General features: G+C 65.1%; 9 protein-coding genes. 6 read left to right on the top strand and 3 right to left on the bottom strand.

Features of this window, described 5'->3' with window-relative positions:
- Positions 1 to 86: 86 nt before the first annotated feature.
- The 3 genes from ACODTW_RS14710 (at position 87) to ACODTW_RS14700 (ending at position 1822) form a co-directional block, all read left to right on the top strand.
- Complete coding sequence (locus ACODTW_RS14710; protein ID WP_488946772.1) at positions 87 to 1061, top strand: magnesium transporter CorA family protein; 975 nt, start codon at positions 87 to 89, stop codon at positions 1059 to 1061.
- Positions 1062 to 1133: 72 nt separating this feature from the next.
- Complete coding sequence (locus ACODTW_RS14705) at positions 1134 to 1391, top strand: type II toxin-antitoxin system Phd/YefM family antitoxin (RefSeq protein WP_488946771.1); 258 nt, start codon at positions 1134 to 1136, stop codon at positions 1389 to 1391.
- Complete coding sequence (locus ACODTW_RS14700) at positions 1391 to 1822, top strand: type II toxin-antitoxin system VapC family toxin (protein WP_488946770.1); 432 nt, start codon at positions 1391 to 1393, stop codon at positions 1820 to 1822. Before ACODTW_RS14705 ends, ACODTW_RS14700 begins: the two co-directional genes overlap by 1 nt.
- Before the next feature lie 45 nt (positions 1823 to 1867).
- On the opposite strand, the gene ACODTW_RS14695 is transcribed toward ACODTW_RS14700, so the two are convergent.
- A complete protein-coding gene (locus ACODTW_RS14695; RefSeq protein ID WP_488946769.1) occupies positions 1868 to 5365 on the bottom strand; it encodes an indolepyruvate ferredoxin oxidoreductase family protein in 3498 nt (1165 codons plus the stop codon).
- Positions 5366 to 5719: 354 nt separating this feature from the next.
- On the opposite strand from ACODTW_RS14695, the gene ACODTW_RS14690 reads away from it, so the two are divergent.
- The 3 genes from ACODTW_RS14690 to ACODTW_RS14680 all read left to right on the top strand — a co-directional run bounded on the left by ACODTW_RS14690 (position 5720) and on the right by ACODTW_RS14680 (position 9374).
- Positions 5720 to 6973 (top strand): pentapeptide repeat-containing protein, encoded by a 1254-nt coding sequence (locus ACODTW_RS14690; protein WP_488946768.1) that lies wholly within the window; start codon positions 5720 to 5722, stop codon positions 6971 to 6973.
- An 80-nt stretch (positions 6974 to 7053) separates the two neighbouring features.
- Positions 7054 to 7542, top strand: coding sequence for an RNA pyrophosphohydrolase (locus ACODTW_RS14685; RefSeq protein WP_488946767.1), 489 nt, complete (start codon positions 7054 to 7056; stop codon positions 7540 to 7542).
- An 11-nt stretch (positions 7543 to 7553) separates the two neighbouring features.
- Entirely contained in the window at positions 7554 to 9374 is a 1821-nt protein-coding gene (locus ACODTW_RS14680) for a tetratricopeptide repeat protein (RefSeq protein WP_488946766.1), read from the top strand.
- Positions 9375 to 9389: 15 nt separating this feature from the next.
- On the opposite strand, the gene ACODTW_RS14675 is transcribed toward ACODTW_RS14680, so the two are convergent.
- Together ACODTW_RS14675 and ACODTW_RS14670 are read right to left on the bottom strand one after the other, a co-directional pair.
- Positions 9390 to 9698, bottom strand: a complete 309-nt coding sequence (locus ACODTW_RS14675) for a hypothetical protein (RefSeq protein ID WP_488946765.1) — start codon at positions 9696 to 9698, stop codon at positions 9390 to 9392.
- Between the two features lie 203 nt (positions 9699 to 9901).
- Positions 9902 to 12820: a TonB-dependent receptor plug domain-containing protein gene (locus ACODTW_RS14670; protein WP_488946764.1), complete on the bottom strand. Its 2919-nt coding sequence runs from the start codon at positions 12818 to 12820 to the stop codon at positions 9902 to 9904.
- Between the last annotated feature and the right edge of the window lie 291 nt (positions 12821 to 13111).

Here is a 13111-nt window from a genome sequence, read left to right as displayed (position 1 = left end):
GATGCGGCGAAACTTCGCTTCCCCCGGCGAATTGAAAGGAGTAAAGGCGAGGCATCCAGGTCGTGTTTTTGCGGGGGAGAAGGCCGATGATCCGCGCCTACCGCATGGTTGAAGGTCGCAACGAGCCCGTGGACGGCATGCCGTCGACGGAGGCTTTGCGACAATCCTGTTGGATCGACCTGAACGCCCCCAGCGCCGCCGACCGGCAGCTGGTGGAGCAGACCTTCGGGATCGAGCTGCCGACTCGTGAAGAGATGCGCGAGATCGAGCTGTCGTCGCGGCTGTACCGCGAGGCGGGCGGCGCCTTCATGACGGCCACGGTCCTGTGCCGGGCCGATGCGCCCGTGCCGGAGACGATGGACATCACCTTCGTGCTGACGGGGGAGACGCTGATCACCCTGCGCTTTGATGACCCCAAGCCCTTCTACGGCTTCCATAATCAGGTGACGAAGCAAAGCGTGAAGCTGGAGAACGGCGTTTCCGCCTTCATCTCGCTGCTGGATGCCATCCTGGACCGCATTGCCGACGTGCTGGAAGGGGCGGGCCGCGACGTGACCGCGGTCGCCCGCGAACTGCTGATCGAGGGGCACCAGGGACATCTGAATTCCGACCAGCAGCATCTGCTGCTGAAGCGCATCGCGCGTGCCCATGACCTGACGGCCAAGGCCCGCGAAAGCCTGGTGACCCTGACCCGCATCATCGCCTTCACCGCCACGGTGCGCGAAATGACCAACGACAAGGGTCTGCGGGCACGGCTGAAGACGCTCAGCCAGGATGCGCAGTCGCTGACCGACTATACGGCCTTCCTGTCGTCCAACATCGCCTTCCAGCTTGACGCGCTGCTGGGCGTGGTCGGGATCGAGCAGAATAATATTGTGAAGATCTTCTCGATTGCGGCCGTGGTCTTCCTGCCGCCGACGCTGGTCGCCAGCATCTATGGCATGAATTTCCATTTCATGCCGGAACTGGACTGGGAATTCGGCTACCCGATGGCCATCGTCCTGATGATCGTGTCGGTCGTGGTGCCGTTTCTGTATTTCAAGCGGCGCGGCTGGCTGTAGGGGCTGGCGGTCGGCCCTTGGCGCCAAACCGCCGATGTAGTAACGTGACTACATTCTGAGGGAGGCGCGCCCATGCCCGTTACGACCGTATCCAGCCGAGAGCTGAATCAGGATGTCGGCAAGGCCAAGCGGGCCGCCGAGCATAACCCTGTGGTCATTACAGATCGGGGCAAGCCCGCCTTCGTGCTGCTCTCCTACGCGGAATACCAGCGCCTGACCGGTGGGCAGAAGCGGAATCTGGTCGACGCCCTGTCCATGCCCGGCATGTCCGAGATCGACTTCGATCCACCCAAGGCAGCGCTGCAGCTTCGGGCGGAAGATTTCCCCTGATGTACGTCCTGGACACCAATGTCGTTTCCGAACTGCGCAAAGCAGGCGACGGCAAGGCCGATCCCAATGTCACGGCATGGCTGTCACAGCAGAATGCCGACCATTTCTATCTGTCGGTTATCACCTTGATGGAACTGGAGATCGGTACTCTGCGCGTACAACGGCGCGACGCCACACAGGGCGCTCTCCTGCGCAAGTGGCTGGAGAGCATGGTGCGTCCGGAATTTGCCGCACGCCTGCTGCCCGTGGATGAGGCCGTCGCCACGCGCTGCGCGCGACTGCATGTCCCCGATCCACGGGCGGAACGGGATGCCTTGATCGCCGCCACGGCCCTGATTCACGGCATGTCGGTCGTCACCCGCAACATCGCGGATTTCTCCGCCACCGGCGTGGGTCTTGTGAACCCCTGGGACGGGCCGAGCGGCACCTGATGGTGCGGCGGCCAGGTGTCTCGCTCCCGGCCGCCCCTCTTGCCCTCACTCCGCCGCTTGGCTGATCGGGGCGGTGGGCTGGCGCCAGCGGGACAGAAGGTCGGCTTCCGCCGCCTTGGCCTTGGCCAGATGTTCTTCCTTCACATGGCCGTAGCCGCGGATCTGTTCCGGGATGGCGGCGATGTCGACGGCCAGATGCATGTTGGCGGGCGACAGGCCGGCCAGCAGCTCCTCCACCACCGCGATATAATCGGCAATCAGCTGCCGTTCCATCACGCGTTCGGGATTGCGGGCGAAGATGTCCAGCTTGCCGCCGCGCAGCCCCTTCATCCGGGCCAGCATCTTGAAGCCCAGCATCATGGCGGGCCCGAATTCCTGCTTCTTCAGGTGGCCGGTGACGGGGTCGCGCGGGGCCGTGGCCGGCGGGGCCAGATGGAATTTCAGCTTGTAATCGCCTTCGAACTGGCTCGCGATCTGGGCCTGGAAACGGCCGTCGCTGTACAGCCGCGCCACCTCATACTCGTCCTTGTAGGACATCAGCTTGAACAGGTAGCGGGCGACGGTACGGGACAGCGCGTCGCGGCCGGGCGTGCGCTCCGCCTCCACCGCCATGACGCGATCCACCACGGCCTTGTAGCGGCCGGCATAGGCGGCATCCTGATAGTCGGTCAGGAAGGCGACACGGCGTTCCACCATCTCCGCCAGCGTTTCCGACGTGCGGCGATGGCCGAAGGCACCGGACTTGTCGGGCTTGGGCGTCGCCGCCTCCAGCACGCGGGCCAGATCCAATGCGGCGCGGCGGCCCCAGCGGAAGGCATCCATGTTCATCTTCACCGCCGCGCCATTCATCTCAATGGCCTTTTCGATGGCAGCGGCGGAGGTGGGCACCAGCCCCTTCTGCCAGGCATAGCCCAGCATGAACAGGTTGGTGGCGATGCTATCACCGCAAAGCGCCGTGGCGATCTTCTGCGCATCGATGGCCGATACGGCATCCGCCCCGCCCACGGCCGAGGCGATGGTGCGCGTCAGGCCCGTGGACGGCACGGTGGCGTCGGGGTTGGCGATGAAGGCCGCCGTCATCGTTTCCGCGGTATTCACCACGGCTTGCGTACGGCCCGGGGCCATCTTGGACAGGGCGTCGGCATTGGCGGCCACGACGATGTCGCAGGCCAGCACCAGATCGGCGCCACCGGCCACAATGCGGTTGGCATGGATCAGATCGGGCCGTTCGGCGATACGCAGATGGCTGGTCACCGACCCGCCCTTCTGCGCCAGACCGGCCATGTCCATGGCCGTGAAGCCGCGGCCTTCCAGATGCGTGGCCATGCCCAGGATGGCGCCGATGGTGACCACACCCGTGCCGCCGATACCGGTGACCAGGATGTTCCACGGCTTGTCCAGCACGGGGATCACGGGTTCCGGCAGCGGGCCCCAATCGTCGCCCTTGGCGGCGGCCGGCTTCGGCTTCTTCAAGGACCCGCCTTCCACGGTCACGAAGCTGGGGCAGAAGCCCTTCAGGCAGGAAAAATCCTTGTTGCAGGCCGACTGGTCGATCTGGCGCTTGCGGCCGAATTCGGTTTCCACCGGCACGATGGACAGGCAGGAGGACTTGGCCGAACAATCGCCGCAGCCTTCGCAGACCAGTTCATTGATGACCACGCGGCGCGCCGGATCGGGATACTTGTTGCGCTTGCGGCGGCGGCGCTTCTCGGCGGCACAGGTCTGTTCATAGATCAGGATGGTGACACCCTTTTCCTGCCGCAGATCGCGCTGCACCTGATCCAGCTCGTCACGGTGGAAAATCTTGGTGCCATGCGGCAAGCCGCGACCCAGCCCGTACTTCTCCGGCCCGTCGCTGACCACGACGATGCGCGACACACCCTCCGCGTCCAGCTGCTGGGCGATGTCATAGACGGACAGGGTGCCGTCCACGGGCTGGCCGCCCGTCATGGCGACGGCGTCGTTATAGAGGATCTTGTAGGTGATGTTCACCTTGGCCGACACGGCGGCGCGCACGGCCAGGATGCCGGAATGGAAATAGGTGCCGTCGCCCAGATTGGCGAAGACATGGCCTTCCCCGGCAAAGGGCGACTGGCCGATCCACTGCACGCCCTCGCCGCCCATCTGGCTGAACACCTCCGTGTTGCGGCCCATCCAGGTGACCATGTAATGGCAGCCGATGCCGGCCAGCCCGCGGCTGCCATCGGGCAGGCGGGTGGAGGTGTTGTGCGGGCAGCCGGAACAGAAGAAGGGCGTGCGCACGGTCGTGGACGACGCCGTCGTCTGGTTCACCCGATGCTCCATCCGGGCCAGCCGTTCCGACACATAGTCGTTGGGCCCAAAGGACAGGATGCGCGCGGCCAGGACGCGGGCGATATCGACGGGGTTCAGTTCCGCCTTTTCCGTGAACAGGGGCCTGCCCGTATGATCGGTCTTACCCAGCACGCGCGGCCGGCGGTCCCAGTGGAACAGTTGCTCCTTGATCTGGAATTCCAGGACGGAGCGCTTTTCTTCCACCACCAGCAGTTCGTCCGTCACGGACGCAAACGCGCGCATCCCTTCCGGCTCCAGCGGCCAGGCCAGCGCCACCTTATAGATGCCCAGGCCCCAGTCGCGGGCCATCTCCTCGCTGATTTCCAGCTCGTCCAGGGCCTGACGCACATCCAGGTACGATTTGCCGATGGTGACCAGGCCCAGGCGCGGCTGGGGATGGCCGAAGACCACCTTGTCCAGCTTGTTGGCCCGCGCGAACGCCTTGGCGGCGTTCAGCTTCCAGTCGATCATGCGGGCTTCCTGGATCAGCGGCGTGTCATGCAGCCGGATGTTCAGCCCGCCGGGCGGCAGTTCGAAATCGGTCGGCTCCTTGATCTCCACACGCAGCGGGTCCAGTTCCACAATGGCCGTGGTGTCGATCGTGTCGGCGATGCAGGTGAAGCCCACCCAGGCGCCGGCATAGCGCGACAGGGCAAAGCCGACCAGTCCCATATCCAGGAATTCCTGCACGCCGGCCGGATTGATGGTCGGCATGAAGGCATGGATGAAGGCCTGGTCGGACTGGTGCGGCAGGGTGGAGGATTTGCAGCTATGGTCGTCGCCGGCAAAGGCCAGCACGCCGCCGTGCCGGCTGGTGCCCGCGAAATTGGCGTGTTTCAGGGCGTCGATGGACCGGTCCACGCCCGGCCCCTTGCCATACCAGATGCCGAACACGCCATCGACCTTGGCGCCCTGCCATAGGTTGACCTGCTGGCTGCCCCAGACGGCAGTGGCGCCCAGTTCCTCGTTCACGCCGGGCTGGAAATGGATGCCGCCCTTCGCCAGAAACTTGCGCGCCTGCCACAGGGCCTGATCATAGGCGCCGAGCGGCGAGCCGCGGTAGCCGGAGATGAAGCCGCCCGTGTTCAGGCCCATGGCCTGATCGCGCTGCCGTTGCAGCATGGGCAGGCGCACCAGGGCCTGCGTACCGGTCATGAAGGCCCGGCCCTGCTGAAGGGTATATTTGTCGTCCAGCGTGACGGTCGCAAGCGTGCGGGCGGCGTTTGCCATTGTGACCCCTCCCCTATCGGGCCGCTCTATCGGACCCGAATATTGACCCTGTCTGAGGTGGACCGTAACCCACAAAATAGGTCAATTCTACTGACTTATTTTCGAACCCGTTCGAGCGCTGTCAGGTGCGGATTCGTGCACAGATTCCGAAACTTGTGGGGCATTATTACTGCTGCGGTGCGGTGGTGCGGCGCAGCAGTGAAACATGGAGTCGCGGGAGTCGCCGGCGGGGCAACAGGTCACGGCCCGCATCCGTGCTATACGTCCGGGCTGATGTTTTTTCCCACCCCTTCGCTGGTCCGGGTTATGTATGGTTTCAATGTACTAACCCTGGACGCAGCACCCGAGACATCTGTGGCAACCGGACAAGACCTGAAGCAGAGCTTGGTTTTGCACCAGCGCTTCCTGGAAGGCCGGCAGGGCGGCCAGCGCCTGGATTGGAAATCCATGGATCTGCGGGATGCGCGGCTGGAACGGGCCGACATGCGCACGGCCCTGCTGAGTGGCGTCAACCTGGAAGGGGCCGGCCTGCGGGCCGCCACGCTGGACGGTTCCGACCTGTTCGGCGCCAACATGGCGCGGGTCGATCTGAAGGGTGCCAGCCTCATCTCTGCCGACCTGCGGGGCGCCAATCTGGCCGGCGCCAATTTGCAGGGCGCGCAACTGGACCGGGCCGACCTGCGCCAGGGCCAGCTGGTGGTCTGGGTTGGCAAGGTGCAGCAGAGGATCGTGCGCACGGCCGATCTGGCGGGCGCCGACCTGTCCAGTGCCTCCCTGGCCGGGGCGGACCTGAGCGGGGCCGATCTGCGCAATGTCAATCTGGCCGGCGCCGACCTGCACGGGGCACATCTGTTCGCCGCCAACCTGTCGGGCGCCGACCTGCGCGGCGCCAGTTTCCAGCAGGCCAAGATGAAGGGCGTCATCCTGGACAATGCCAGGGTGACAGGGGCTGATTTCGCCCGTGCCGATCTGCGCGATGCAAGGCTGCGCAACGTTTCCCCCACCGATGCCAATTTCAAGGCCGCCTATACTGACGGCGCCATGTTCAGCGCCGACCATGGCAAACTGGCGCCGGAGCTGCGCGAAGCGATCGCCCTGCATCAACGCTGGATCATCTCCAACGGGCAGGATGGCAAGCGACTGGTCATGCGCCGGGTCGATCTGACGGGGGCCGACCTGACCGGCTGTGACCTGTCCGGGGCAGAGCTGCTGCAAGCCAACTTCGACAAGGCCAATCTGCGCAGCTCCGTCTGGCGCATGGCGAAACTGACCGGGTCCAGCTTCCGCGGCGCCGACCTGCGGGACAGCGTATTCGACGGTGCCAATCTGGCCCGCTGTGACCTGCGGGAGACCAGCCTGCTGGATGCCCATTTCGCCGCCGTACCGCTGCATGACGCGGACGGCAAGCCATTGGGCAAGGACTGGCCCGCCGACCTGCGCGACACCAATCTGGCAGGGTCCGACGCGCGCGGGGCCATCATGCGTCATGCCCTGCTGGTTGGTGCCAATTTCACCGGTGCCAATTTCGCGGCCACCGACCTGCGCAGGGCCGTCATGGACCCCGGCAGCGACCGCCAGTCCGAGCTTCGCCGCGCCCGTTTCGACTGAGGCCAAACGACAGGTGACGGCGCCCCCAGGCGTGGGATAGGGTTGCTGCAACAAACCGGTTCAGCATTCCGAAGATACAAATGGCCAAGCACAAGCCCGACCCTGCGACCCTGCCCTATCGCCCCTGTGTCGGCATCATGTTGATCAACCGCGACGGTCACATTTTCGTGGCCAAGCGCACCGACACGCCGGACGCCTGGCAGATGCCGCAAGGCGGCATCGACAAGGGCGAAACCCCCGCCATCGCCGCCCTGCGCGAGCTGGAAGAGGAGATCGGCACCGCCAAGGCGGAACTGCTGGCCGAGAGCACGCAATGGCTGTCCTACGACCTGCCGACCCATCTGCTGGGCAAGGTCTGGGGCGGCAGGTACCGCGGACAGACCCAGAAATGGGTGGCCTGCCGCTTCACCGGGACCGATGCCGATATCAATATCGAGACCGAACATCCGGAATTCGACGCCTGGCAGTGGGTGCCGCTGGACAAGCTGACCCGGCTGATCGTGCCCTTCAAGCGCGCCACCTATGAACAGGTAGTGGCCGAACTGGGCCATCTGGCCGTTCCGATCTGACCGGAGGGGGCATGGCGGCGGCACCCGGTCAGATCATTGTACAGCTTCTGCAGGCGGGCCTGGCCGCGCAGAAGGCGGGACGTTTTCCCCAAGCCGAGCAGGCCTATCGCCAGGTCCTGTCGATCGACCCCCGCAATGCCGACGCCTTGCAGCTTCTGGGCCTGCTGGCCAAGAATATGGGGCGACCGGATCTGGCCCTGACCTTCATGCAGCGGTCGCTGGACAGCAACCCGCGCCAGCCGGGCGTGTGGAGCAATCTGGGCAATCTGCATCTGGCCGCCGACCGGCCGGAAGAGGCCCTGCCCTGTTACGACCGCGCCCTGTCCCTGACGCCCGGCAATGCCGAATTCCACTATCACCGGGGCAAGGCCCTGCACGCCCTGCGCCGGCTGGAGGACGCGGAGGCGGCCTGCCGGACCGCCCTGCGTCTGGCCCCCGCCTATGTGCCCGGCCTGTTGATGCTGGCCCTGGTTCAGGGCGACAGCGGCCGCGCAACCGAGGCGGAGATGACCCTTCGCCAGGCCCTGGCCCTGGCACCCGACCATCCGCTGGCCCTGATCAACCTGGCGTCCAATCTGCGTCAGCAGCACCGCTACGCGGAAGCCGAGCCGCTGTGCCGCCGGGCCGTACAGGCAGCGCCGACAGCGAAGGATGGCTGGCTGCTGCTGGGCAATATCCTGGGCGACCTCAGCCGGTATGAAGAGAGCATCGAGGCGTTCCGGGCCGCCATCGCCCGCGATCCGCTGGACCGCGACGCGCACCGCAATCTGGCCCGGCGCATGTGGACACTGGGCCGGCTGGACGAGGTGTTCACCGCCATCTATGCCGTAATGGAAGCACAGCCGCGGTCGGCCCGGGCCCTGGACATCGCGGCGGAGCTGCAGGCCGAATTCGGCTTCGTCGACGCCGCCCTGCAGAACTGTGCCCTGGCGCTGGCGCTGGCCCCGGACGACCCTGCCGTGCTGCGCCGGCAGGCAGCGTTGATGCTGCGGGCGGATCGACCGGCGGAGGCGGTGCCGCTGCTGGACCGGCTGACGCGCATGCATCCGGACAATATCCCGGTCCGAAATGATCTGGCCCTGGCCCTGACCCGTTCGGGGGACCGGGCGGCCGCGCGGGTGGTCGCCCAGCAAACGCTGCGGCAGGCCCCGCATGACCAATATGCCCTGGCGCTGCTGGCCACACTCAGCCGGTTGGAAGGCGGCGATGGCGGGCACGGCATGGATCTGGACCGCTGTGTGGCCGTGCTGGACCTGCCGCCGCCGGAAGGCTGGGACAGCCTGGACGGGTTCCTGGGCGAGACGCTGGCGCTGCTGGACCGGCTGCACGACACGGTGAACGAGCCGATCCACCTGACCCTGCGCAAGGGTACCCAGACCAGCGCCAATCTGTTCGCCCATCGCGACGATGCCCCGCTGGTGGCCCTGCGCGACCAGATTCTGGCCGCCGTCCAGGCGCATATCGACAGCATGCCGGACGACAAGGCCCATCCGCATTTTGGCCGCCGCCGACGGGGGCTCAGCTTTGCCGGCTCCTGGTCGTCGCGGCTGCGCGATGGCGGTTTCCACACCCACCATATCCACCCGGAAGGCTGGATCAGCGGCGTCTATTATCTGCAGGTTCCCCCGGCCGCCCATGCTGGCGACCAGTCCGGCTGGTTGACCTTCGGCGTGCCCAATCTGGGGCCGGAAATCGACCTGCCCGCGGTTCATGCGGTACAGCCGCAGCCGGGGCGGATGGTGCTGTTCCCGTCCCATTACTGGCACGGCACCGTGCCGTTCCAGGATGAGGTGCCGCGCATCACCATTGCCTTCGACCTGATACCGGTCTGACCCGACCGCGCCCTGTTATCGCCGGTCGCGCAGTTGCAGCTCGAAATTCAGCGAACTGCCATAGCCATAGTCACGATAGATGATGGCCGCCGGCGGCCGCGGTGGCGGCGCATAATAATAATAGTAGGCCGGGGGCGGCGGCGGCGGCCGGTAATAATAGGGCGGCGGGTAGTACCGGCCCCGATCATAGCCATGGCCATGATAATAATGGTGATGATGGTCATGGCCGCGGCCATGCCGATGATCGCCCGCCCATGCCGCGCCCAGCGGCATCAGGGATGCGAACGCCGCTGCGACAGCGGCCAGAATGATTGTCTTTTTCATGTGCCGATCCAATCCACTGCCATGGACATGAGGATCAGGCTGATCCCCCATCACGGCCGGATTGCGGCAGCGGGGCGGCGGGAAAGCGCCTGCCCCTGTGACATTTCATGGGACCAAATAAACGAAGGCGTCGGCGGCCCCCAAATGAAAATGGCGGGGCCGAAGCCCCGCCATTCCCATACGCTTGTCCGGTGAGGACCAGATCAGAACTTGACCTGGGCGCCCATGAACACATAGCGACCCATCGTGTCGTACGTGCCCGGATAGGTGTTGCCGTTACCATAGACCGAAGCCAGGACGGACGACAGCGGCGGATCCTTGTCGAAGACGTTGTTCACGCCGGCCGAGAAGGACAGGTTTTCGATCGGGCTGTAGGTGGCCGCCAGATCGAAGTAGTTCATCGCCTTCAGCTTTTCGTTCAGCGGATTGACCGTGCCCTTCAGCAGCGGGCTATCCGAGGTGCCCTGCGCCTTCACGGCGTCGATGTAACGCCAGGAAACCGACAGGTTCACGTCGAACGGGGAAGCCCAGGTGGTGCGGAAGCGGTGACGCCATTCGGGGGTCGGCACGCCGCAGGTGGCACCATGCAGGCCCACGCAGTCATACACGCCTTCGCCCGGCAGCGGCTCGCTCTCGGCCGATTCCATCCAGGTACCGGCGAAGTTGAAGCCCAGCGAGCCCATGTCGTTCACGCCGACATCTTCCAGGTCGAACTTGTACGCCAGATCGACGTCGATGCCCGAGGTGGACAGCGAGGCGATGTTGACGTTGGTCGCCTTGACATTGGCGATGGTGCCCAGCCACAGCGAACCGGACGTCGGATCGCGGGTGATCAGCGAGCAGAAGGACTGGTTGCCGGTGGTGCCGCACAGGTTGACCGCCAGATCCGACGGGACGGTGCCGATAACGTCCTTGATCTTGATCTTGAAGTAGTCAACCGTCAGCGACAGGCCATGGATGGCCGCCGGGGTGGCCACGAAACCGATCGAGTAGGTGTCGGAGGTTTCGGGCTGCAGGTTCGGGTTACCGCCATCCAGCGAGTTGTACTGGCCGGCCGGGTTGTCGATGATCTTGCCGTACTGGGCGGCCGAGACGCCCGTGTTCGCGCACTGGGCGGCCGTGAAGACCGGGGTTGCGCCAGCGCAGGGATCATAGTCCATGTTGAACAGACCCAGGCCCTGCGGCGTGTACAGTTCCTGCACGTTCGGGGCGCGAACGGCGCGGTTGTAGCTGCCGCGGAAACGCAGGTCGTCGATCGGGGCCCAGTCACCGGCGATCTTGTAGGTGTCGGTGCCACCGAAGTTGGAATAGTCGGAGTAGCGGTAGCCCAGGTCCAGGGTCAGCTGCTTCACGAACGGAGCGTCTTCGACCAGCGGGACGCGCAATTCGCCGAACAGTTCCTTGACGTCGAAGCCGCCGTCAACACCCAGCGTCGGACCACCCTGACCAGCCAGATCGCCGGAGGCGAAGGCGCTGTCCACGGTACGGGACAGGTGCTCTTCACGGTATTCGGCGCCGATGGCGATGGCGATGCCCGTGGAGGCCGTCGGGATCGTCAGGCCATAGTCACCCAGGTCCTTGGAGATGCTGCCCGAGGCGATCTTCTGCTCGGTATAGCCGCGCTGGAAGCCCGGGGTCTGCAGGAAGTCCAGGGCAGCCTGGGTCACGCCGTTCGGCGTGAAGATGTTGTACGGCGCGCAGCCATTGCTGTCGTCACGGCAGACGATCTGGCCAGCGGCGTTGGTCGTCGCGTCCAGGGCCTGGCCGATGCGGGAGATGGAGAAGTCGTTGTAGTAGGTCTGGGCGAAGTTGACGCGGGCATACTGGCCATAGACGTCATAGTCCCAGCCGCCGACATCACCCTTGAAGCCGCCGACCATGCGCCAGGAGGTGTGCTGCAGGTCGGACTGACGACCGCCACCTTCCACGTTACGACGCAGCAGGGTCATGCTGACCGGGTTGCTGGTGCCGGCCAGCGTACCGCAGTAAGCGGTCTTCTGGGCGGCCGTCAGCATCGGGTTGTCGCAGCGGATATTGAAGGTCTGACCGAAGATACCCGACGGAGCGATCTGGGCGACCGTCTGGTCGTCCATGAACATCAACTGGGTATAGGCGGTGACGTTCTCGTTGATCTCGTACTTACCGAAGGCGCCCAGGGTGTAGCGCTCGTCCGGACGCTGATAGTAGTTCAGCGGGCCGAAATTGTACGGCTGATAGTAGGCAACGACATTGCCGTTGGCATCGATCTGGGCATTGCCCGGGGCCTTGCCGCCGCCGACGGCAGTGGCGATGATATGCGTCGGGAAGGACGTGCCCGAACCGGAGCAGTTCCACACGCCGGCGCCGGCAGCAACCGTACAAGCGGAATAGTCACGCTCGGACTGCAGGATGGCGTCGATCTTGCGGTAGCCGGCATAGAGCGTCACGTTGCCCTTGCCGTCTTCCGTGGAGGCGCCCATCACGACGGTGGCGTCGCGGGTGAAGCCGTCCGTCACGCTGTCGTCGGGCAGCGGGTACTTGCCACGGTTCACGGCGTCCTGCGCCATGCCGTTGTCATTGTTATGCTGGTAGAAGGAGAACTGGTAGTCGAAGGCCACGCCTTCGAAATCGTCCTTCATGATGAAGTTCACAACGCCGGCGACGGCGTCGGCGCCGTACACGGCGGAGGCGCCACCGGTGGCGACTTCAACACGTTCGATCAGGGCGCCGGGGATCTGGTTGATGTCGGGAGCGGAACCGCCCGAACCCGGCGAACCCGGCGGCAGACGGCGGCCGTCGACCAGAACCAGCGTGCGGACGGCACCCAGGTTACGCAGGTCGATGGTGGCAGTACCGGTCGAACCGTTCGACACCTGGCTGGTCTGCGAGGCGAAGGCCTGCGGCAGGCTGTTGATCAGGTCTTCGACGCGGGTCGTGCCCTGGTACTTGATTTCGTCCTGGCCGACCACGGTGATCGGGCTGGTGGCAACCAGGTTCGGCGAGGCGATGCGCGAACCGGTCACAACGATCTCTTCAATCTCCTGGGCCATTGCCGGAGCGGCGGACAGGGCCACAGCGCTCACGGCGGCGCCGGCCAGCAGGAGGCTGCGGATCGACCGCGCGGAATATACGGACTGCTTCATCTATCTCTTTCCCTTTTCCTGGTGCCCGTTGGTGGACACCGATTGGGTTGCCCCAGTCCCCAGCCACCGTTTATCGGCACCGGGGGCGCCCATGCCCCGGTCGAATCCGGAGCGATGGGCGAGCCGCATAGCTGCTGTCCGCAAATAACAATCTAATCTCTCGCGCTTGCAATAGGTGTTTCACATTGGTGACTCAACATTGCTCGGCACCGTTGCATCTTTGCACTTGCCTAGGTCGAAAGGCAGGGATTCCGCCGGACCGCAATCGCCCCGCCACCGTGGCGCCCCTGC

The organism is Niveispirillum sp. FG148 (assembly GCF_057809655.1).
Note: the sequence above shows the minus strand (reverse complement) of the source record. Positions and strands in the feature narration are given on the sequence as shown.

Excerpts from the sequence above, each read along its gene's own strand:
- ACODTW_RS14710 (WP_488946772.1), top strand. The coding sequence starts at position 87 with ATGATCCGCGCCTACCGCATGGTTGAAGGTCGCAACGAGCCCGTGGAC.
- ACODTW_RS14705 (WP_488946771.1), top strand. The coding sequence starts at position 1,134 with ATGCCCGTTACGACCGTATCCAGCCGAGAGCTGAATCAGGATGTCGGC.
- ACODTW_RS14700 (WP_488946770.1), top strand. The coding sequence starts at position 1,391 with ATGTACGTCCTGGACACCAATGTCGTTTCCGAACTGCGCAAAGCAGGC.
- ACODTW_RS14695 (WP_488946769.1), bottom strand. The coding sequence starts at position 5,365 with ATGGCAAACGCCGCCCGCACGCTTGCGACCGTCACGCTGGACGACAAA.
- ACODTW_RS14685 (WP_488946767.1), top strand. The coding sequence starts at position 7,054 with ATGGCCAAGCACAAGCCCGACCCTGCGACCCTGCCCTATCGCCCCTGT.
- ACODTW_RS14680 (WP_488946766.1), top strand. The coding sequence starts at position 7,554 with ATGGCGGCGGCACCCGGTCAGATCATTGTACAGCTTCTGCAGGCGGGC.
- ACODTW_RS14675 (WP_488946765.1), bottom strand. The coding sequence starts at position 9,698 with ATGAAAAAGACAATCATTCTGGCCGCTGTCGCAGCGGCGTTCGCATCC.
- ACODTW_RS14670 (WP_488946764.1), bottom strand. The coding sequence starts at position 12,820 with ATGAAGCAGTCCGTATATTCCGCGCGGTCGATCCGCAGCCTCCTGCTG.